This window comes from Streptomyces sp. EDA2-14, from assembly GCF_054963755.1.
Genome location: NZ_JBUEGE010000020.1, coordinates 1 through 21411, shown reverse-complemented (window position 1 = coordinate 21411; position 21411 = coordinate 1). Strand labels below are relative to the sequence as shown.

Here is a 21411-nt window from a genome sequence, read left to right as displayed (position 1 = left end):
GTCCTCCTACGTAAGAAACCGGGGCGCACGCCGTAAAAGGCGTACACCCCGGTAACCGTACCTCGCTCGTGTTACAAGCCTTACTTGGCCTTCTTGGCCCCCGCGGAACCGGCCGAACCGCCCTGCGCCGCCTTCACCTTGCGCTCCACGGCCGCCTTCACCAGACCGGCGAACAGCGGGTGCGGACGCGTCGGACGCGAGCGCAGCTCCGGGTGCGCCTGCGTGGCGACCAGGTAGGGGTGGACCTCGCGCGGGTACTCGACGTATTCGACGAGCTTTCCGTCCGGGGAGAGGCCGGAGAACTGCAGGCCCGCCTTCTTCTCCAGCTCGGCGCGGTAGGCGTTGTTCACCTCGTAGCGGTGACGGTGGCGCTCCTCGACGTACTCCTTGTTGTCGTACACCTCGCGCACGATGGAGCCCTCGGCGAGCTTCGCCGGGTACATGCCCAGCCGCATCGTGCCGCCCATGTCACCCTCACCGGCGACGATGTCGAGCTGCTCGGCCATCGTGGAGATGACCGGGTGGGCGGTGGCGGCGTCGAACTCGGTGGAGTTGGCGTCCGGGATGTCGGCCAGGTTCCGGGCCGCCTCGATCACCGTGCACTGCAGGCCGAGGCAGAGGCCGAGCAGCGGGATCTTGTTCTCGCGGGCGTACTGGATCGCGCCGACCTTGCCGGACACGCCGCGGTCGCCGAAGCCGCCGGGGATGCAGATCGCGTCGACGTCGCCGAGCGTCTTCTTGGCGCCGGCCGGCGTCTTGCAGTCGTCCGACGTGACCCACTTGATCTTGACCTTGGCCCGGTTGGCGAAACCGCCGGCGCGCAGCGCCTCGGTCACCGACAGGTAGGCGTCGGGCAGGTCGATGTACTTGCCGACCAGCGCCATGACGATCTCGTGGTCCGGCTTGTGGACACGGCCGAGCAGGTCGTCCCACTGCGTCCAGTCCACGTCACGGAACGGCAGGTCCAGCTTGCGGACGGCGTACGCGTCCAGGCCCTCGCTGTGCACGACCTTCGGGATGTCGTAGATCGAGGGGGCGTCGGGGCAGGCGACGACCGCGGCCTCGTCGACGTCGCACATCAGGCTGATCTTGCGCTTGATCGCGGTCGGGACCTCGCGGTCGCAGCGGAGCACGATGGCGTCCGGCTGGATACCGATGTTGCGCAGCGCCGCAACCGAGTGCTGGGTCGGCTTCGTCTTCAACTCACCCGACGGGCCGATGTACGGCAGGAGGGAAATGTGGACGACCAGCACGTTGTCACGGCCGACCTCGTGGCGGACCTGGCGGACGGTCTCCAGGAACGGCAGCGACTCGATGTCGCCGACGGTGCCGCCGACCTCGGTGATCACGACGTCGACCTCGTCCGTCGCCATGCGGCGGATGCGGTGCTTGATCTCGTTGGTGATGTGCGGGATGACCTGGACGGTGTCGCCCAGGTACTCGCCGCGCCGCTCCTTGGCGATGACCTGCGAGTACACCTGGCCGGTGGTCACGTTGGCCGAGCCGTCGAAGTCGATGTCGAGGAAGCGCTCGTAGTGGCCGATGTCCAGGTCGGTCTCGGCGCCGTCGTTGGTGACGAACACCTCTCCGTGCTGGAAGGGGTTCATCGTGCCCGGGTCGACGTTCAGGTACGGGTCGAGCTTCTGCATGACGACACGGAGGCCACGGGCCTTGAGCAGCATGCCGAGGCTGGAGGCGGTGAGGCCCTTACCGAGGGACGAGGCGACACCCCCAGTGACGAAGATGTGCTTGGTCGTCGAAGATTTCGGCTGCATGGCCAAGAGGGGGCTCCCGTGGTCGCGGTCGTGGGGTGCGTACCGACGCGCTCTGCCGTTTTTTCGGGAGGCGCCGTCGCTGCGGTTCGGGGGTTCTATGACCACCGGCTCACGGGCTACCAGGGTATCAGCGACGGGACGAGGCTGCTTCCGGCCACGCTCCGCGCACAGGCAGCCACGCAGGTGGGACATGGCGTGGACGCTCACCCGGACGGCCGAAACGCGATGCAGTGAGCGGCACGCGGATCACTTGAGCGCGTCGTATCCTGCTCGGACACTCGGCTGGCGAGTAACAACGGAAAACGGCGTCACGACGGCAACACCCCCGCCCGTCCCCCACCGTTCATCGGAGCCATACGTCCGTTCGCCGCGATCCCCACCCGGAACAACCGGCTCGTCAGTTCGTTTGACAACCACGTATCCGGACGGCGTATCAACGGGACAGTACGATCCGTCGTCCTTTCACCCCAACCCCCCTTCGCTCCAACTCTCAGCATCACATTTCACTCCAACCGTGGCCGTTCGACTGGAGATGCACGTGGCCGGGCGCATCGAGGATTACGCACTCATCGGAGACATGCAGACCGCAGCCCTGGTCTGCCGGGACGGCACAGTCGACTGGCTGTGCCTGCCCCGCTTCGACTCGCATGCCATTTTTGCCGGACTGCTCGGCACAGAGGATCACGGTTTCTGGCGCCTGGGCCCAGCCCATGCGTCCGATGCCGAGCCACCGAGCGCGGTGCGGCGGCGCTACCGCGGCGACTCCCTCGTCCTCGAATCGGAGTGGGACACCCCGCGCGGCACCGTCCGCGTCACCGACTTCATGCCGCCGCGCGACGGCGCGCCCCAACTGACCCGGATCGTGGAGGGCGTGAGCGGGCGCGTGCCGATGCGCTCGGCCCTGCGCATGCGCTTCAGCTACGGCCGGATCACCCCGTGGGTGCACAAGGTGGACGGCCGTACGGTCGCCGTGGCGGGGCCCGACTCCGTATGGCTGGACACGTCCGCGGAGACGTACGGCAAGAACCTGACGACGTACTCGGACTTCACGGTGGCGCCCGGTGACCGGATCGCGTTCACCATCCAGTGGCAGCCCTCGCACAAGGAGCAGCCGCCGCTGCCGGACCCCGAGGGTTCGCTGGTGGCGACCGAGCAGTTCTGGCGGGAGTGGGTCGAGCACTGCACGTACCACGGCCCGTACCGCGAGGCCGTCGTCCGCTCGCTGATCACGCTCAAGGCGCTGACGTACGCGCCGACGGGCGGCATCGTCGCCGCGCCGACGACCTCGCTGCCGGAGGAGATCGGCGGCGTACGCAACTGGGACTACCGGTACACGTGGCTGCGCGACGCCGCCATCACCCTGTCGTCGCTGCTGCGTACGGGATACCGGGAAGAGGCCCGCGCCTGGCGCGAGTGGCTGCTGCGGGCCGTGGCCGGCGACCCGGAGAACCTGCAGATCATGTACGGCATCGCGGGCGAGCGCGAGCTCGGCGAGGCGGAGCTGGACTGGCTGCCCGGATACGAGAACTCGGGGCCGGTCCGGGTCGGGAACGGGGCGGCGCACCAGCTCCAGCTCGACGTGTACGGCGAGGTGACCGAGGCGCTGCACCTCGCGCACATGACGGGGCTCGCGAGGAACGACTACGCGTCGCTGCTCCAGCTCAAGCTCATCCGGTACCTGGAGGGTCACTGGGACGAGCCGGACGAGGGCATCTGGGAGGTGCGCGGTCCGCGCCGGCACTTCGTGCACTCGAAGGTCATGGCGTGGGTGGCCGTGGACCGCACCATCAAGCTCATCGAGTCCGGGGACGCGGACGGACCGCTGGAGAAGTGGCGCGGCCTGCGCGACGACATCCACCGGGACGTCTGCGAGAAGGGCTACGACAAGGAGCGGAACACCTTCACGCAGTCGTACGGCAGCAAGGAGCTGGACGCGTCGCTGCTGCTGATCCCGCAGATGGGCTTCCTGCCGCCCGACGACAAGCGCGTCATCGGCACCATCGAGGCGATCCAGCGGGAGCTGTCGACGCCGGACGGGTTCATCCTGCGGTACCCGACGGACGGCGACGACGCGGGGGTCGACGGACTGCCCGGTGACGAAGGGGCCTTCCTCGCCTGCTCGTTCTGGATGGCGGACGACCTCGCGATGATCGGCCGGGTCGACGAGGCCCGCAAGCTCTTCGAGAAGCTGCTCGCGCTCCGCAACGACCTGGGGCTGCTCGCCGAGGAGTGGGATCCCCGGCTGCAGCGTCAGGTCGGCAACTTCCCGCAGGCGTTCAGCCATGTGCCGCTGATCGACACGGCGCTGCGGCTGACGGCGAGCGGGGCGTACGGCGGCTAGACGGGCTGTTCGGCGGCGGGGCGCTCCGTGCGCTCCGCCGCGTCCTCCAGGACGATCCGGCCGATGACCTCGTAGCGGTGCGGGTGGCGGGCCTTCACGTAGGCGCCGAGGGCCAGGCCGCCGAAGAAGACGAGGCCCACGATCCACGGGATCGCCTTGAAGAACAGGGAGTCGGCCGCCGTCCCCGCGGCCGTGTCCATGTTGAGCACGAGGAGCACGACGACCGCCGTCATGCCGATGCCGCCGAGCAGCGGGGCGACGAGCGTTTTGAACCAGTGCCGGTCTTCCGGGTGGTTGCGGCGGAAGTAGCCGATGACCGCGAACGAGCACAGGGTCTGGACGATCAGGATCGCCATCGTGCCGAGGATCGCCAGGAGTGTGTAGAGGTGGGTGTACGGGTCCTGGCCCGTCGCCCAGAAGGTCCCGACCAGGGCCACCGCGACCACCGACTGCACGAACGAGGCGACGTACGGCGAGCCGTGGCTGCGGTGGGTGCGGCCGAGCGCCGGGTGCAGGAATCCCTCGCGGCCGATCGCGTAGAGGTAGCGCGAGGCGCACTGGTGGAAGGCCATGCCGCAGGCGAACGAGCCGGTGATCAGCAGCCACTGGAAGGCGTCGACGGCCCACGCGCCGATGAAGGAGTGGGCCGGGGCGAAGAAGAGGTCCAGCGGGTTGGCACCGGAGGAGATCTTCACCGATCCGCCCAGGCCGTTGCCCGCGATCGTCATCCACGAGACGTAGATGTAGAAGAGGCCGACGCCGAGGACCGAGATCAGCGTCGCGCGCGGGATGACGCGTTTGGGGTCACGGGATTCCTCGCCGTACATCGCCGTCGACTCGAAGCCGACCCAGGACCAGAAGGCGAAGAACAGGCCGAGCCCGGCCGAGGTGCCGGTGAAGGCGTTCTTGGGGTTGATGGGTTCGACGGGGATGCCGTCGGGGCCGCCGCCCTGGATCAGGACCGCCGTGGCCACCGCGAACAGCACGGCGATCTCCGCGATCAGCATCACGCCGAGCGCCTTGGCGGTGAGGTTGATGTCGAAGTAGGAGAGGACCGCCGTCACGGCGAGCATCGCCGCCGCGTAGACGATCCACGGGACGTCCCAGCCGAGCTGGTCGTGGACCGTGGTCTGCGCGAAGTACGAGAAGACGCCGACGATCGACGCCTCGAACACGATGTACGCGAGGACCGCGAGCATCCCGGAGGCCATGCCGGTGATCCGGCCGAGGCCGTGCGAGATGTAGCCGTAGAAGGCGCCGGCCGCCGTGATCCGTTTGGCCATGGCGACATAGCCGACGGAGAACACCGTCAGGACGAGCGTCGCGAAGAGGTAGCCGGCGGGGGCGCCCGTGCCGTTGCCGAAGCCGACGGCGATGGGCAGGTTGCCGGTCATGGCGGTGATCGGGGCGGCCGTCGCGACGGCCATGAAGACGACGCCGGTGGCGCCCACCGAGTTCGCCTTCAAACGGTGCACTGTCTCTGGCATTTCCGTCCCTCTCTCGGGGGCGTCGGTGCGAAATCCGTGGATCGACATGCGGTGCGCGGGTGGAAACGACAGTCTGGCCGGGCAGTGACGTACGCCACAACAGACACCCGGTCGCGCAATGGCAGCCACGGGACGACGAGTTGTCGCGGGATCGACGGGTGTGATCGTCCCCGTGACCGGCAGGAGATGTGCCGGAAACCCGCGCGCCGGTAGCGTCCGTGTCATGGACAGCACCTCCCCCGAGTTCGCCGAGTTCTCCGCGTTCTCCTCGCCCGGCGGCATCACCGTGCGGCGCGCCCTGGAACTGCCCGGACTGCGCAGCGGACTCCCCGAGGTGGTGGCCGGCGGCGAGCGGCTGCAGCGGACCGTGCGCTGGGTGCACGCCGGCGAGGTGCCGAACATCGCGTCACTGCTCAAGGGCGGCGAACTGCTGCTGACCACGGGCTACGGGGTCGGGACCCGCCCCGCCGAACAGCGCGCCTTCGTGCGCAAGCTGGCCGAGCGGGGCATCGCGGCGCTCGTCATCGAGCTGGGCCAGCGGTTCGCGCGGCTGCCCGCTGCGCTCGTGGAGACGGCGCGGGCAGCCGGGCTCCCGCTGGTGCAGCTGCACCGCGAGGTGCCGTTCGTGACGGTGACGGAGGAGATCCACACCGAGATCGTCAACGGGCACTACGCGCTGCTGCGGCGCGCCGAAGAGGTGCACCGGCGCTGCACGGACGCGTTGCTGAGTGGCGGCGGGGTCCCCCAAGTCCTGCGCATTCTCGCCGAGTTCAGCGGAAACCCGGTCTTCCTGGAGACCGCCGACGGGCAGCTGCTCTACGCGGCCGGGGCCGAGGACGACATCACCGATCCGCTCCAGGTGTGGGAGGGCATGCGCGCCGGCCACAAGGACGAGCCGCCGGCCGGGGCGGTCCTCGTCGACGTACCGGGCGGTGGGCCGGGGACGGGTTCGGTGCGGGCGAGGCTCGTGCTGCTGCCGGTGTCGGCGACGCTCGCGCCCGTGCACCGGATCGCCGCCGAGCGGGCGGCCGGATCGCTCGCCGTGGTGCTGATGCAGGCCCGCCAGGAGGAAGAGCTGGCCGCGCGCGGGCGCGGCGACTTCCTCACCGACCTCGCGGAGGGCCGGATCGCGCCGGACGACGCCCCGGCGCAGGCCCGCGTGCTGGGCTTCAAGCCGATCGGGAGCGGTCCGCTGCTGCCGGTCGTGATGCGGTTGCCGGAGGCGTCCGTGGGTGCGGTGGGCCTGTCGCCGGGCGGCGGGTGGGCGGTGCTCGCACGGGCCGTGTCGGAGGAGCTGGCCTCGGTCGGGGTGCCGGTCCTGCTTGGCGTGCGGCCCGTGGAGGGGCGGGTGCCGCTGCTGCTCGGGCTGCGCTCGGAGTCGGAGCGCACGGCGGTCGCGGAGCGGGTCGCGGCGGCGCTGCGGGCGGGCGTCGCGCGGGCCGGGATGCAGCGGGCGGGCGCGCAGCCGCCGGTCGTCGTGGTCGGCGGGGCGGGCGGCTGGGCCGCGGCGGCGGCCGGTCTTCGGCACGCGGCGGAGACGGCGACGGCGGCGCAGGGCCTGGACGACCGGCCGTGGTTCGACGCGCGGCGCCTCGACATCGATCTGCTGCTGTGGCGGCTGCGCGACCACCCGGACCTGGCGGCGTTCGTGGAACGGGCGATCGGCCCGCTCCAGGAGCACGACAGGCGGGCGAAGCCGCCGCTGCTGCCGACGCTCCAGACGTACCTGGCGCACGCGGGCCGCAAGGCGGAGACGGCCCGCGAACTCCATCTGAACCGGCAGACGCTCTACAACCGCCTCGCCCGGATCGGTGAGTTGCTCGGCACGGACCTGGACGATCCGCAGACGGTGCTGGCACTGAGCCTGGCGCTGCGCGCACGACGGCACACACCGGCCACATCCTGACTTCTAGTAAAACCCCGTCAATTCGTCATAGACGCTGAGGACTTGGGCGATGGTCGCGTCCTCGGTCGGCCAGGACGCCGCCTGCGCCGCGCCCCGCTCCTTGAGCTGCTCACGCAGCTGAGGGTCGAGGAGCAGGCGCTCGACGGCGCGGGCGAGCGCGGGCGCGTCCCCGTACGGGACCAACTCGGCTCCGTCGCCGACCAGTTCCGGAATGCCGCCGACATCCGTCGCCACGAGGGGTACGCGCGCGTGCAGCGCCTCCTGCGCGAGCAGCGAGCGGGACTCCCAACTGCTGGGCAGCACGGCGACATCGGCGGCCCGCAACAGCTCGGCGACGTCGTCGCGGCGACCCGCGAGCCGCACGGGCAGGCCCTCGCTCTCGATGCGCCGCTGGAGCGCGGACCGCTCGGGCCCCTCCCCCGCGATCACGAGCAGCGGCACGGGGTCGAGCCCGAGCAGCGCGTGCGCGGCGTCGAGCAGTACGTCGTAGCCCCGGTGCCGCTCCAGGCTGCCGACGGCCATCAGCAACGGGCGGCCCACACTGCCCAGTTCGGCCCGCGTCTTGCTCCGGGTGCGCTCGGCCTCCTCGCCCTCCGGGAGCGGCCCGCGCGGCGCCGGGAAGGACACCGCGGCGAGCCGGGCGTCCCGCGCGCCGCGGGCCCGCGCCCGGTCCACCAGGTCGGAGGAGGTGCCGAGGACGACGGCCGCCGCTTTGGCCACGCGCCGCTCCAGCACGCGCAGCAGGTGGGCGCGGGCCCCCTCGGCGTACGAGCGGGTGTGCCAGGTGACGACGAGCGGGACGCGGCGGCCGCTGAGGGCGACGGAGGCGCGCAGCGCGGCGTGCAGTCCGTGCGCGTGCACGAGGTCGGCGTCGGTGCAGGCCACGCGGAGCGCGGCGACGGACGCCGGATCGCTGCGGCGCGGCACCGGAAGATGGTGGGCGCCCGCGTCCGCGAACCCGTACGCCCGCTCGGCCTCCATCGGCGCGCACACCGTGACGCGCACCCCGCGGGCCACCAACCCCTCGGTCAGGGACCGGACATGGGCGCTGCTGCCCGCACTGCCGCCGCCCAGCACCTGCACGGTGCGCAGCGTCGGCTGTCCGTGTGCTGGCTGGCTGCTGGGGTGGCTCACGCGGCCGGGCTCCTGAGGGGTGTCGGCGAACTCGGTAAGTACGGAAGGCTTTAGGTAACGGAAGGCTTTAGGTATACGGAGAGTACGGGCTCAGGGGTACGTACACCGTCGGCCCCAAGGATGATGCCAGCCCGCACCGACATTCCGGCACCGGCCGTCGACTCCTACCGCCCGGGCCTGGGCAACACGGCACACCGGACCACCCACATGGGTGAGTTCAGGAACGCCGGGCTTACGTATGGGGATACCGGGCCAGCTCACTGACCCGCTCCCCGTTCACTGCCGCGGCGACCAGCCCCGCGGCGTGCGCGACGAGCCCCGCCCGCCCGTTCCCCGCGACGATGGCGACGCCGACGGCGGCACCGAGCGCGTGCGCACCCGCGTCGCCGAGCATCCCGCGCTCGGCGAGATCGTCCGGCAGCACGGCAGCGGCGGCGCCCATCGGCGCGGCGGCGAGCGGGCCGCGCAGCAGACCGGGCACGCCCAGCGCGAGGGTGACCAGGGCCGCCCGCCCCGGTCGTACGTCGACGAGGTTGACGACGTGCGCGGTGCCCGCGACGACGACACCGGCGAGCGCCTTGTCGACAAGCCGATCCTTGAGCAGGGCGCCCGCGACCAGGCCGGCCGCCGAGATCCCGAACAACTTCACGGCGCCGCTGGTGATCTCGCCGTCCCGCAGCGCACCCAGATGCGCCCGGAAGCCGCGCCGTGGATCACCGGCGCCCGCCACGTCGTCGTATCCGCCGCAGACCCCGGCCGCGAGGGTGGCGACCAGCGCGGCGCCCCGGGTGCCGGGCTCCGCGGCGAGCGCGCCCGCCGCAGCGCCCACCGTGACGGCGGGCCCCGGACACAGATCGACGGTCCGCCCGGCGTGGTTCTTCCGCTCCGCGACGCCTTCCGGCTTCACACGCCGCAGCACACTCAGCACTCCACGGGTGACACCCGCGGACATGAGGGCCGCTCCCGCCGTGCCGCGCAGCGAAGTCCTCACGCGTCCGCCCGGGCCGCCTCGAGCAACTCCTCCGCATGGGCCCGCGCCGTCTCCGAGTCCTCCTGCCCCGCGAGCATCCGGGACAGCTCCCGCACCCGGTCCTCGCCTTCGAGCACGGTCACTCCGGAGCTCGTCACCGAGCCGTCGTTGGTCTTCTCCACCAAGAGCTGGCGGTCGGCGAACGCCGCGACCTGCGGCAGGTGCGTGACGACCACGACCTGCGCCGACCTCGCGAGCTTCGCGAGGCGCCGGCCGATCTCGACGGCCGCCTTGCCGCCCACGCCCGCGTCGACCTCGTCGAAGAGGTACGTAGGTACCGGGTCGTTGCCCGCGAAGACGACCTCGACGGCGAGCATCACGCGCGACAGCTCACCGCCGGACGCACCCTTCGCGATGGGCCGGGGCGGCGCGCCGGGGTGCGGGGCGAGCAGCAGTTCCACCTCGTCGACGCCGGTGGGGCCGCAGGCCACGGTCCTGCCGTCGACCTCGACGCCGTCGGCCGCCTCCGTCTCGGCCTGCCGGATGTCGAAGGAGACCCGCGCGTGCGGCATGGCGAGCGAGGAGAGCTCCTCGGTCACCGCGGCGGCGAAGCGGTCGGCCGCCTCCACGCGCGCGTGCGTCAGTTCCTGAGCCAGTACGCCGAGTTCGCCGCGCAGCGACTCGCGCTCCGCGGTCAGCTCGTCGATCCGCTCGTCGTCGCCGTCGAGTTCGAGCAGGCGCGCCGCGCTGGTCTCGGCCCAGGCGAGCACCTCCGAGACGTCCTCGCCGTACTTCCGGGTCAGCGTCGTGAGGGCCGCCCGCCGCTCCTCCACCGCGGAGAGCCGCAGCGGATCGGCGTCCAAATTGTCGGAGTAGCCCGCGAGTTCGGCGGCGACGTCGGTGAGCAGGATCTGCACCTCGCCGATCCGCTCGGCGAGCGTGCCGAGCGCCGAGTCGTGCGCGCGCACGGCCTCCAGGGCGCGGTGCGCGCCACCGACCAGCGTCTGCGCGTCGACGCCCTCCGGGTCCTCGGGGTTTCCGGCGAGCGCGGCGTGCGCGGCGGCCGCCGCCGAGGCCAGCGCCTCCGCGTGGCCGAGCCGCGATGCCTCCTCGGCCAGCTCCACGTCCTCGCCGGCCCGCGGCTCCACGGCGCCGATCTCCTCGAGCCCGAAGCGCAGCAGATCCGCCTCCTGCGCCCGCTCGCGGGCGCGCGTGGTGATCTCCTCCAGCTCCCCGCCGACGGCCTTCAACCGCTTGTAGACGGCCCTGTACTTGGCGAGCGGCGCGGCGACGGTGTCGCCCGCGTACCGGTCGAGCGCCTGCCGCTGCCGGCCGAGCTTCAGCAGTCCCTGCTGGTCGGTCTGACCGTGCACGGCGACGAGGTCGTCGGCGAGTTCGCTCAGCACACCCACGGGCACGGACCGCCCGCCCAGGTGCGCCCGCGAGCGCCCTTCGGCGGAGACGGTGCGGCTGAGCAGCAGCACCCCGTCCTCCAGCTCGGCGCCGGCCTCCTCGGCCCGCGCGAGCGCGCCCGATCCGGCGGGCACGGCGACGCGCCCCTCGACCACGGCGTTCTTCGCCCCGATCCGTACGAGCGCGGGGTCGGCACGCCCGCCGAGCAGCAAGCCGAGACTGGTGACGACCATGGTCTTGCCCGCGCCCGTCTCACCGGTGACCGCCGTGAAGCCGGGCGAAAGCTCGACCACGGCGTCGTCGATGACTCCGAGCGACCGTATCCGCATCTCCTCCAACACGCCTCTGACCTTACGAGGTCGGAGGGCGTCCGTGCGACGGACCCTGGCCCCAACGGCCGATTCCGCAGGTGGGAGGCCACAAGCGGTGACAAACCTTCACGCCGCCGTCACTCGAACGTGCTGATCAGTGCGGCGCCCCGCGCCACCCCGCCACCGGCAGCGCGAACTTCGCCACCAGCCGGTCCGTGAACACCGCGTGGTGCAGCCGGGCCAGGCGGACCGGCACCCCGCCCCGGCGCACCTCGATGCGCGCCCCCGGCGGCAGCTCGACGGTCCGCCGCCCGTCGCACCACAGCACTCCGTGCGGCGTGTGCTGCTGCACCTCGACCGCGAGCACCGAATCCGGCGACGTGATGAGCGGCTTGGCGAACAGGGCGTGCGCGCTGATCGGCACCATGAGCAGCGCCTCGACCTCGGGCCACACCACGGGGCCGCCCGCGGAGAACGCGTAGGCCGTGGACCCGGTGGGCGTCGCGCACACGATGCCGTCGCAGCCGAAGCCGGTGACGGGCCGCCCGTCGATCTCGAGGACGACCTCCAGCATCCGCTCGGGCTCGATCTTCTGCACGGCCGCCTCGTTGAGCGCCCAGTCCCGGTGCACGACGTCGCCGTTGCGGTGCACGACGACGTCGATCGTCATGCGCTCCTCGACCTCGTACTCCTTGGTGACGACGCGGTCGACGACCTTGTCGAGGTCGTCGCGCTCCGCCTCCGCGAGAAAGCCGACGCGCCCCAGGTTCACGCCGAGCATCGGCACCCCGGACGCCCGCGCGAACTCGGCGCCGCGCAGCAGCGTGCCGTCGCCGCCGAGCACGATGAGCAGCTCACAGCCGTCGAGGCAGGAGGGCGTCGCCTCCGACTCCTTCACCAGTTCCACGGAGTCGGGCACCGGCAGGTCCTGCGCCTCCGTCTCCAGGACCCGCACCCCGAGGCCGCTGCGCAGCAGCCCCTGCACGACGAGTTCGGCGCTGCGGACAGCGGCCGGCCGCCCCGTGTGGGCGAGCAGGAAAACCGTACGAGCTCGGGTCTGTGGCCGCTGGTTCAACGGGGTCCCTCCGCAACTGCGCGATCTACGTCGGCCGGGTCGAGCTGATCCGCCCCGGCACGCAGCCACAGAAAGTACTCGACGTTCCCGGACGGTCCCGGCAGGGGGCTCGCGGTCACTCCGCGCACGCCGTACCCGAGCTTCCATGCCTGGTCGGCGACCGTGCGCACGGCCTCGGCCCGCAGTTCGGGGCTGCGCACGACGCCCCCGCTGCCGAGCCGCTCCTTGCCCACCTCGAACTGCGGCTTGACCATCAGCACGAGGTCCGCCCCCGGCGCCGCGCAGCGCGCGAGGGCAGGCAGCACAAGGCCGAGCGGGATGAAGGACAGGTCTCCGACCACGATGTCCACGGGTACGTCATCGATCGCCTCCAACGTCAATTCGCGTACGTTCGTACGGTCCTTGACGGTGACGCGTTCATCGCTCTGCAGTGACCACGCGAGTTGTCCGTAGCCGACGTCGACCGCGACGACGTGCGCGACCCCGGCCCGCAGCAGCACATCCGTGAAGCCGCCGGTGGACGCGCCCGCGTCCAGCGCCCTGCGCCCCTTGACCTCGAGTCCCTGCGGCCCGAACGCCGCCAGCGCGCCCGCGAGCTTGTGCCCGCCGCGCGATACGTAGTCGGGGTCTCCGTCGTCCGCCGCGACCACGATCGACACGCCCTCGTTGACCTGCGTCGCGGGTTTGGTCGCGACGATCTTGGAGACGCTGACCCGGCCCGCCGCGATCAGCTGGCTCGCGTGCTCGCGCGAGCGCGCCAGCTTGCGGTTGACGAGTTCGGCGTCGAGGCGGCGACGTGCCACACCTGCCACGGTGGTTCAGCTCCTGAAGTCGGACGGAGACGGAGACGGAGAGGTGGGGCGGGCATCCAGCGCGGTCAGCGCGTTCCGCAGCCCCTGATGTACATCCTCGTACACCTCGACGTGCCCGTCCGCCGCGAGGTGGTCCACATCGCCGAGCCGCTCCAGCTGGGCGTCCACCTCGGCGTTCCCCGTGGGGGTGCGCTCGATGCCGAGCGGGGCGGGGGCCGCGGGGTCGTACGAGGGCTCCGCTGCGGGGTCCGCTGCCGGTTCCGGCACGTCGGTGGGCTCGGTGGGCGTCTCGCTCATGCAACGACGCTACCCCGAAGCACCGGTGTACCGTCGATCACGATGGCGACGATTGAGGAGTGCCGGGCGGCGCTCGACAAACTCTCGGACAACATGGCGGGGGCAGAGGGCGACGTGCGGACGGCCGCGGCCCTGGACCGCTCGCTGAGCTGCCGCATCACGGATCTCGACGTGACGTTTTCCGGTCGGCTCAAGGACGGCCGGATCGAGGTTCTCGACACCCGCCCCGGACCGCCCGCGCAGAAGGCGCAGATCCGGCTCGCGATGACCGGCGACGATCTGGTGTCGATGGTCGACGGCGAGCTGAACTTCGCGAAGGCGTGGGCGGCCGGTCGGGTCAGGCTGGAGGCCTCGTTCCGCGATCTGCTGCGGCTCAGGACGCTGCTGTAGCCGCTGCCTTGGCAGCCCCGGCCGCAGCGGGCTCCTTCTTGCCGCGGGCCTTGCGCGCGGCCGGCACCACCAGCGGCGTCCCCGTCTCCGGGTCGTCGATGACCTGGCACTTCATGCCGAACAGCTGCTCGACGAGTTCGGCCGTGACGATGTCCTTGGGCGCGCCCTCGGCGATGACCTCGCCCTCGCGCAGGGCGATGAGGTGGGTGGCGTAGCGGGCCGCGTGGTTGAGGTCGTGCAGGACGGCGACGAGCGTGCGTCCCTGCTCCTCGTGCAGCTCGGCGCAGAGGTCGAGGACGTCGATCTGGTGCTGGATGTCGAGGTACGTCGTCGGCTCGTCGAGCAGCAGCAGCGGCGTCTGCTGGGCGAGCGCCATGGCGATCCACACGCGCTGGCGCTGGCCTCCGGAGAGCTCGTCGACGTACCGGTCGGCCAGCTCGGCGACGCCGGTCGACTGCATCGACTCCTGGACGACCCGCTCGTCGTCGCTCGACCACTGGCGCAGCAGGCCCTGGTGCGGGTAGCGGCCACGGGCCACGAGGTCGCCGACGGTGATGCCGTCGGGCGCCGTCGACGACTGCGGCAGCAGGCCGAGCGTCTTGGCGACCTTCTTCGCGGGCATCGACTGGATGACGCCGCCGTCGAGCAGGACGCGGCCCGCGCTCGGCTTGAGCATCCGCGACAGGGCGCGCAGCAGGGTGGATTTGCCGCAGGCGTTCGGGCCGACGATGACCGTGAAGGAGTTGTCGGGGATCTCCACCGACAGCTTCTCGGCGATGACGCGCTGGTCGTATCCGAGGGTCACGTCGTCGGCTATCAGCCTGTTCACTGCGGTGCTCCTTTGGTTCGTACGAGAGTCATCAGGCCTGCGGGCGTCATCGGGTCCGGGTTCCCGGGCTGCGGGGGTGCTCATATCCGGCCCGCCTTGCGCTCGGTCACCAGGAGCCACAGCAGATAGACGCCGCCGACGACGCCGGTGACCACACCGACGGGGAGCTGGTCGGCGCCGAACGCCCGCTGCGAGACCAGGTCGGCGACGATCAGCAGGGCCGCGCCCAGGATCGTCGACGCCGCCAGGTTCGGCCCCGGCGACTTGGTCAGCCGGCGGGCGATCTGCGGGGCGGTGAGCGCCACGAAGGTGACCGGGCCCGCGGCGGCGGTCGCGGCGGCCGTCAGCACGACGGAGGCCGTGAGCAGCAGCAGCCGGGTCCGCTCGACGCCCACGCCGAGGCCGCCCGCCGCGTCGTCGCCCATCTCCAGCATCCGCAGCGGACGCGCGTACAGGGCGACGAGCGGGATCAGCACCACGAACATGATCAGCAGCGGCCAGACCTGCGTCCAGTCACGGCCGTTGAGCGAGCCGGTCATCCACACGGTGGCGCGGGCGGCGTCCACGAAGTCGGCCTTCGTGAGCAGATACCCGTTGACCGCCGTCACGAAGGCGGAGACACCGATACCGACGAGGACGAGCCGGTAGCCGTGCACGCCCCGCTTCCACGCGAGGACGTAGATCGCGAAGCCGGTGACGAGACCGCCGACGAGCGCGCCGATCGCGACCTGTCCCGCGCTGCCCCCGAAGATCACGATCATCACGAGCGCGCCGGCGGTCGAGCCCTGCCCGAGGCCGAGCACGTCGGGGCTGCCCAGCGGATTGCGGGACACGGACTGGAAGAGCGCGCCGGACAGGCCGAGCGCGGCGCCGACGAGCAGGCCGACGAGGACCCGCGGCAGACGCAGGTCGTTGATGATGAATTCCTGGCCCGCGTTGCCGTTGCCCGCGAGGGTGCGCAGCACGTCGGGGACCGGGATCGGGAAGTCGCCGGTGCCGATGAGGAAGACGCTCGCGGCGAGCGCCGCCACGAGCAGGACCACGACGACGACGAGCGAGCGGACGTCGAGCCGGACGGAGAGGCCACCGGGCGTGCGTATCGCCTTGGTCTTCGCGGGCTTGGCCGCGGTCTTGGTCCCGGTCTTGGTCGCGTTCACAGCTGGGCCATCCTTCGGCGACGTACGAGCACGATGAAGACCGGCGCGCCGATGACGGCGGTGACGATGCCGACCTGGAGCTCGGACGGACGGGCGACGATCCGGCCGACGACATCGGCGCCGAGCAGCAGCACGGGCGAGAGGACCGCCGCGTACGGCATGATCCAGCGCATGTCGGGGCCGGTGAACGAGCGCACCATGTGCGGCACCATCAGGCCGACGAAGGCGATCGGGCCGCAGGCGGCGGTGGCCGCGCCGCACAGCAGCGTCGCGGCGACCATGCTCAGGGCGCGGGTGCGGCCGAGGTGGGCGCCGAGCGCGCGGGCGGTGTCGTCGCCCATGGCCATGGCGTTGAGCGGCCGCGAGAGGAACAGGGCGAGGACGGCGCCGACGGCGATGAACGGCCACACCTGCTGGATGGTGTGCATGGTGGACGTGGCCAGCGAGCCGACCTGCCAGAACCGCATCCGGTTGAGGGCCATGTCGTCGGTGATCATCACCGCGTAGAGGTAGCCGGAGAGCGCCGCGTTGATCGCGGTACCGGCGAGGGCGAGCCGCACGGGCGTCGCGTTGCGCGTGCCGCCGAGCGCGTACACCAGGACACCGACGGCCGCGGCGCCCGCGAAGGCGAACCATACGTAGCCGGTGAGCGAGGTGACCCCGAAGAAGCTGATGGCGGAGACGACGGCGGCCGACGCGCCCATGTTGATGCCGAGGATGCCGGGGTCGGCCAGGGGGTTGCGGGTCAGGGCCTGCAGAACGGCGCCGGCGAGGCCGAGCGCGACACCGGCGAGCAGTCCGAGCAGGGTCCGCGAGACCCGTTCGCCGACGACCACGTCCGCGTAGTTCCCCGTGTCCTGGAACAGGCCGTGCCAGACCTGGTCGAGGGAGAGCGGTTTGGCGCCCACGGCGATGCTGGCCACAAGGACGGCCACCAACACAAGGACAGACGCGAACAGCCCGGCGGTGCGTATCGCCGCACGACGGCCGGGGGGCGCGGGAGCGTTCACCGCGCTGGCTTCTGGAGGACTGTCGACCAACACGAGGTTAGGTTAGCCTACCCTGCCGCCCCGCCGAGCCCTGGGCGATCTGCCGCGAGGGCGGCCCCCACCCGTGACGGCGGCTCCGCACCGTGGCGGCGGGCCGCCACCTCGCCCTGGGCGGCAGGGTGGGCAAGGCGGCCCCACCACGCTACAGCCCCAGCCGTGCGACCGCCTTCTCCGATTCCAGCTCACAAACCCCGTCCCCAGCCGCACTCCACGCCGCACCACACAACGCCCGCAACCCGTCAATCGCCGCCCCGTCCCCCTCAAGCCGCAACTCCCCACTCCCGGCAACCGCGGTCCAGCCCCCGCACCGGAACCCGCCGTCACCACCCTGGACCTCCGCGACCTCCGGCTGCCCGGTGAGTACCCCCCGCAGATCCACATCCACATACGTCGGCCGATGCTCCGGCGGCGCCGCAAGCAACTGCGCCGCATCCGTCACCCCGGTGAGCACCAGCAACGAATCCACACCCCCGTTGAACGCCCCCTCGATGTCGGTGTCGAGCCGGTCCCCCACCACCAACGGCGTCTTCGCCCCGGTCCGCAGAATCGTCTCCCGGTGCATCGGAGGCAACGGCTTCCCCGCGATCTGCGGCTCGGCCCCCGTCGCGATCCGGACGACTTCCACCGCCGCCCCGTTCCCCGGCGCGATGCCCCGCGCACTCGGAATCGTCAGGTCGGTGTTGGACGCGAACCACGGCACCCCGCGCGCAATCCCGTAGCACGCCTCCGCGAACCGCCCCCACGCCATGTCGGGCCCGCCGTACCCCTGCGCCACGGCCGCCGGGTCCTCATCGGCGGAGTCCACCGGCACGAGCCCGCGCTCCCGCAGCGCCACCCGCAGCCCTTCACCGCCGATCACCAGCACCCGCGACCCGCTCGGCACCTGCTCGCTGATGAGCCGGGCGACGGCCTGCGCGGACGTGATGACGTCGGCGGCCCCGGTCGGGATCCCCAGCTCGGTCAGATGCTCGGCCACGGCGTCCGGCGTGCGCAGCGCGTTGTTCGTGACGTACGCGAGACCCATCCCGCCGTCGCGCGCCACGGCCAGCGACTCGACGGCATGCGCGATGGCCTGCCCGCCCGCGTACACGACCCCGTCGAGATCGAGCAGCGCCGTGTCGTACGCCTCGCTCAGCGCTCTCGCGCTGTCACCGGGCCGCACCCGAACCCCGGCGTCGGCCGCTCCGCCCGCACTCTGGCCCTGGCTCATTCCGCATCGCTCCTCGCTCGATCCCAGTCCCCCGATCATCCCTCACGCCACTGACACTCGTACGATGCGGGGATGAACACTGCAGGTCGCACGGCACAGACGGGCAGCGACGGCCTGGACCTGATCCCGTTCCGGGGCGTGCGCTACGTCCCCGAACAGGTCGGCAGCCTCGCCGCCGTGACCTCACCCCCGTACGACGTGGTCGTACGGCCGGACGGACTGCACCACCTGGAGAACGCGGACCCGCACAACATCGTCCGCCTGATCCTGCCGCAGGCCGTGGATCCCCGGACCCGCAACGGCCTGGCGGCCGCCACCCTGCGGAACTGGCTCGCCGAGGGCGTCCTCGCCCCCGACACCGCCCCTTCCCTCTACGTCTACGAGCAGCGCAACGGCGATGTACTGCAACGCGGCATCATCGGCGCCCTCCACCTCTCCGACGCCTCGGAAGGTGTGGTCCTGCCCCACGAGGACGTCATGCCGCATGTGGTCGAGGACCGGGCCGGCCTGATGCGCACGACGGCCGCGAACCTCGAACCACTCCTGCTGACCTACCGCGGCAACGGCAGCGCGACGGGCGCCACCGCCGTCATCGAACGCACGGTCGGCCGCACCCCGCTCCTCTCCACGACCACCGAGGACGGCTACAGCCACCGCCTCTGGTCCCTCACGGACCCCGCGGACCAGCGCCAGGTCCAGGAGAGCCTCGCCACCCACCAGGCGCTGATCGCGGACGGCCACCACCGCTGGGCCACCTACCTGCGCCTGCGCACCGAACACACCGCGACCGGCCGCACTCCGTGGGACTACGGCCTCGTCCTCCTGGTCGACACGGCCCGCTACCCGCTCCAGGTCCGCGCCATCCACCGCCTCCTCGGCCGCCTCCCCCTGGACCGGGCGCTGGCGGCGGCCCGCCCCCACTTCCGTATCCGCGAGATCACCGGCCCGCTCCCGCACGCGATGGAGGCTCTGGCCCGTGCGGCGTCCCAAGGCAACGCCTTCCTCCTGACCGGCACCGAGGACACCTACCACCTCCTGGACCACCCCGACCCGGCGCTCCTGGCCCGTACGATTCCGGCCGACCGCCCCGAAGCATGGCGCACGCTCGACGCGACGGTCCTGCACTCCACGCTCCTCGACATCTGGGGCATCCCGGAGGACTCCCCCGCCGACATCGCGTACATCCACGACACGCAGGCGACGGTCGACAAGGCCCGCCTCGACGGCGGCACCGCGGTCCTGATGCACCCGGTCCGCGAGGAGGTCGTCCGAGAACTGGCCCAGCAGGGCGTGACGATGCCCCGCAAATCGACGTCGTTCGGCCCCAAGCCGGCATCGGGCCTGGTCCTGCGCACACTGACGAACGACTAAGAGGCACTGAGAAACGACGAACGGGCGGGCCCCCCTTGAGGGAGCCCGCCCGTTCGTCGTCTCACGACCTACTACTAGTCACGCTCTTCGCGCTCCGCAGCGGCACTGTCGCCCTGCTGAGCAGGCACGCCGTCGTCCTCACTGTCGTCGAAGGCGTCCACGAACTCGACGCCGTCCAGCTCGGCGAGCCGGTCGGACGCGTCGGTGCTGCCGTCCTTGTCGGACTCGACGGCCTTGGCGAACCACTCACGCGCCTCGTCCTCGCGCCCGGCCTCCAGCAGCGCATCGGCGTACGCGTACCGCAGACGCGCGGTCCACGGCTGCGTGGCGTTCGAAGCCAGCTCGGGGCTCTGCAGCGTCACGATGGCCGCGTCCAGCTGCCCCATGTCGCGGCGCGCACCGGCGGCCACGAGACGCATCTCGACCTGCCCGGCCTTGTCCAGCTTGGACACCTCGGGGGCGCCGGCCATGTCGAGCGCCTTCTCGGGACGCCCGAGCCCGCGCTCGCAGTCGGCCATGAGGGGCCACAGGTCCACGGCCCCGGTCATCCGCCGCGCGGCCCGGAACTCGGCAAGCGCCTCGCTGTACTTCTGGTTCCCGTATGCGGCGAAGCCCGCGGCCTCCCGCACTCCGGCGACGCGCGACGCGAGTCGCAGCGCGATCCTGGAGTACGCGTACGCGCGCTCCGGATCCTCATCGATCAGCCGGGCCACCATCACGAGGTTGTTGGCGACATCCTCGGCAAGCCCCCTCGGGAGGGACTGAAGCTCCTGCTGCACGCTCTTGTCGAGCTCGGCGCCGGAGACGTCGTCCGGGATCGGCAGCCGCTTGATCGGCTCGCGGTCCCGCTCCCGGTCGTCCCGGAACCGGGGCCCACCGCGCCCACGGTCGTCGCGGCGGTCGTCACGACGGAAGCCGCCACCACGGTTGTCGTCGCGCCGGTCGTCACGCCCACGGAACCCACCGGGACGCCCGCCCCGGTCGTCACGGCGCGGCCCACCACGCCCACGGTCGTCGCGGCGGTCGTCCCGACGGAACCCGCCACCACGGTTGTCGTCGCGCCGGTCGTCACGACGCGGCCCACGGTCCCGGTCGCGATCCCGGTCACCGTACGAACGGTCGTCACGGCGGTCGCGGTAGCCACCACCGCGGTTGTCGTCGCGCCGGTCATCACGGCGATCGTCACGGCGGTCGTCCCGACGGAACCCACCGGGACGCCCACCCCGGTCGTCACGGCGCGGACCACGATCGCGGTCGTCACGCCGGTCGTCCCGACGGAACCCGCCACCACGGTTGTCGTCCCGACGGTCATCACGCCGGTCGTCACGGCGGAAGCCACCGCCACGGTTGTCGTCGCGCCGGTCGTCACGACGCGGCCCACGGTCCCGGTCGCGATCCCGGTCACCGTACGGACGGTCATCGCGACGGTACGAGGGGCGGCCCCGGTCGCGGTCGCGGTCCCGGTCACCGTAGGAACGGTCGTCGCGCCGGTCGTCCCGACGGAAGCCGCCACCACGGTTGTCGTCCCGACGGTCGTCACGACGCGGACCACGGTCACGGTCATCGCGGCGGGGGCCACGGTCGCGGTCGCGGTCATCGCGACGGTACGAAGGGCGGTCCCGGTCACCGTCACGCCGGTCACGGCGCGGGGCGCCGCCACCGTTGCCGCGGAATCCGCCCCGGTCCCCCCGGTCACCACTGTCCCGTCGGCGCTGATCGCGCTCAGGTCGGTCGTCGGGAGAGTTGGTGGCCATCGCTTGACTCCTGTCTTCGGTACCGCAGTCATTCTCGCGCAGCCGGGGTGCCGGCGCGCTCCGAGAAGAGCTCTGTAAATACAAAAAGGACCCTTGGTCCCCAGCATGTGTGCCGGGACCAAGGGTCCTC

At 71.7% G+C, this 21411-nt stretch carries 18 protein-coding genes; 4 read left to right on the top strand and 14 right to left on the bottom strand.

Translation table 11 applies throughout. The features are described from left to right. Positions 1–80: 80 nt before the first annotated feature. Positions 81–1775, bottom strand: coding sequence for a CTP synthase (locus ACY34M_RS33820; protein WP_462723562.1), 1695 nt, complete (start codon positions 1773–1775; stop codon positions 81–83). Between the two features lie 538 nt (positions 1776–2313). Between ACY34M_RS33820 and ACY34M_RS33815 the strand changes: the two genes are divergently transcribed. Continuing rightward, the gene (locus ACY34M_RS33815) at positions 2314–4116 is read left to right on the top strand and encodes a glycoside hydrolase family 15 protein (protein WP_462723602.1); all 1803 of its coding nucleotides are present in this window, start codon (positions 2314–2316) and stop codon (positions 4114–4116) included. On the opposite strand, the gene ACY34M_RS33810 is transcribed toward ACY34M_RS33815, so the two are convergent. Continuing rightward, positions 4113–5603: an APC family permease gene (locus ACY34M_RS33810; protein WP_462723561.1), complete on the bottom strand. Its 1491-nt coding sequence runs from the start codon at positions 5601–5603 to the stop codon at positions 4113–4115. The genes ACY34M_RS33815 and ACY34M_RS33810 overlap by 4 nt on opposite strands. A 223-nt stretch (positions 5604–5826) precedes the next feature. On the opposite strand from ACY34M_RS33810, the gene ACY34M_RS33805 reads away from it, so the two are divergent. Continuing rightward, positions 5827–7509, top strand: a complete 1683-nt coding sequence (locus ACY34M_RS33805; protein ID WP_462723560.1) for a PucR family transcriptional regulator — start codon at positions 5827–5829, stop codon at positions 7507–7509. A 3-nt stretch (positions 7510–7512) separates the two neighbouring features. Here the strand turns inward: ACY34M_RS33805 and ACY34M_RS33800 are convergent, their stop codons facing one another. The 6 genes from ACY34M_RS33800 to ACY34M_RS33775 form a co-directional block, all read right to left on the bottom strand. Then, positions 7513–8643 carry a glycosyltransferase family 4 protein gene (locus tag ACY34M_RS33800; protein WP_462723559.1) on the bottom strand — a complete coding sequence of 377 codons (1131 nt, stop codon included), beginning with the start codon at positions 8641–8643 and terminating at the stop codon, positions 7513–7515. A gap of 232 nt (positions 8644–8875) precedes the next feature. Then, complete coding sequence (locus ACY34M_RS33795) at positions 8876–9595, bottom strand: hypothetical protein (protein ID WP_462723558.1); 720 nt, start codon at positions 9593–9595, stop codon at positions 8876–8878. A 35-nt stretch (positions 9596–9630) separates the two neighbouring features. Next, the gene (recN, locus tag ACY34M_RS33790) at positions 9631–11355 is read right to left on the bottom strand and encodes a DNA repair protein RecN (protein WP_462723601.1); all 1725 of its coding nucleotides are present in this window, start codon (positions 11353–11355) and stop codon (positions 9631–9633) included. Between the two features lie 136 nt (positions 11356–11491). Continuing rightward, entirely contained in the window at positions 11492–12412 is a 921-nt protein-coding gene (locus ACY34M_RS33785) for an NAD kinase (RefSeq protein ID WP_462723557.1), read from the bottom strand. Next, complete coding sequence (locus tag ACY34M_RS33780) at positions 12409–13224, bottom strand: TlyA family RNA methyltransferase (RefSeq protein WP_462723556.1); 816 nt, start codon at positions 13222–13224, stop codon at positions 12409–12411. The genes ACY34M_RS33785 and ACY34M_RS33780 overlap by 4 nt, the downstream gene beginning before the upstream one ends. A 6-nt stretch (positions 13225–13230) precedes the next feature. Next, positions 13231–13521 (bottom strand): hypothetical protein, encoded by a 291-nt coding sequence (locus ACY34M_RS33775; protein ID WP_462723555.1) that lies wholly within the window; start codon positions 13519–13521, stop codon positions 13231–13233. Positions 13522–13563: 42 nt separating this feature from the next. Here ACY34M_RS33775 and ACY34M_RS33770 point away from each other — a divergent pair, with 42 nt between their 5' ends. Next, positions 13564–13911, top strand: a complete 348-nt coding sequence (locus ACY34M_RS33770; RefSeq protein ID WP_462723554.1) for an SCP2 sterol-binding domain-containing protein — start codon at positions 13564–13566, stop codon at positions 13909–13911. Here ACY34M_RS33770 and ACY34M_RS33765 read toward each other — a convergent pair. The 4 genes from ACY34M_RS33765 to ACY34M_RS33750 form a co-directional block, all read right to left on the bottom strand. Beyond that, positions 13895–14824 carry an ABC transporter ATP-binding protein gene (locus ACY34M_RS33765; RefSeq protein ID WP_462723553.1) on the bottom strand — a complete coding sequence of 310 codons (930 nt, stop codon included), beginning with the start codon at positions 14822–14824 and terminating at the stop codon, positions 13895–13897. The genes ACY34M_RS33770 and ACY34M_RS33765 overlap by 17 nt on opposite strands. Next, positions 14821–15897: a FecCD family ABC transporter permease gene (locus ACY34M_RS33760; protein ID WP_462723552.1), complete on the bottom strand. Its 1077-nt coding sequence runs from the start codon at positions 15895–15897 to the stop codon at positions 14821–14823. The genes ACY34M_RS33765 and ACY34M_RS33760 overlap by 4 nt, the downstream gene beginning before the upstream one ends. Next, complete coding sequence (locus ACY34M_RS33755) at positions 15894–16940, bottom strand: FecCD family ABC transporter permease (protein WP_462723551.1); 1047 nt, start codon at positions 16938–16940, stop codon at positions 15894–15896. The genes ACY34M_RS33760 and ACY34M_RS33755 overlap by 4 nt, the downstream gene beginning before the upstream one ends. Before the next feature lie 148 nt (positions 16941–17088). Then, entirely contained in the window at positions 17089–18156 is a 1068-nt protein-coding gene (locus tag ACY34M_RS33750) for an HAD hydrolase-like protein (RefSeq protein WP_462723550.1), read from the bottom strand. A gap of 72 nt (positions 18157–18228) precedes the next feature. Between ACY34M_RS33750 and ACY34M_RS33745 the strand changes: the two genes are divergently transcribed. Next, on the top strand, positions 18229–19527 hold the full coding sequence (locus tag ACY34M_RS33745) for a DUF1015 domain-containing protein (RefSeq protein ID WP_462723549.1): 1299 nt from the start codon (positions 18229–18231) through the stop codon (positions 19525–19527). A 74-nt stretch (positions 19528–19601) separates the two neighbouring features. Here ACY34M_RS33745 and ACY34M_RS33740 read toward each other — a convergent pair whose 3' ends face one another. Both ACY34M_RS33740 and ACY34M_RS33735 read right to left on the bottom strand, forming a co-directional pair. After that, positions 19602–20306: a tetratricopeptide repeat protein gene (locus tag ACY34M_RS33740; RefSeq protein ID WP_462723548.1), complete on the bottom strand. Its 705-nt coding sequence runs from the start codon at positions 20304–20306 to the stop codon at positions 19602–19604. Beyond that, positions 20243–21411, bottom strand: a 1169-nt coding sequence (locus ACY34M_RS33735; protein ID WP_462724130.1) for a hypothetical protein, incomplete at its 5' end; no start/stop codon positions are given. The genes ACY34M_RS33735 and ACY34M_RS33740, both read right to left, overlap by 64 nt.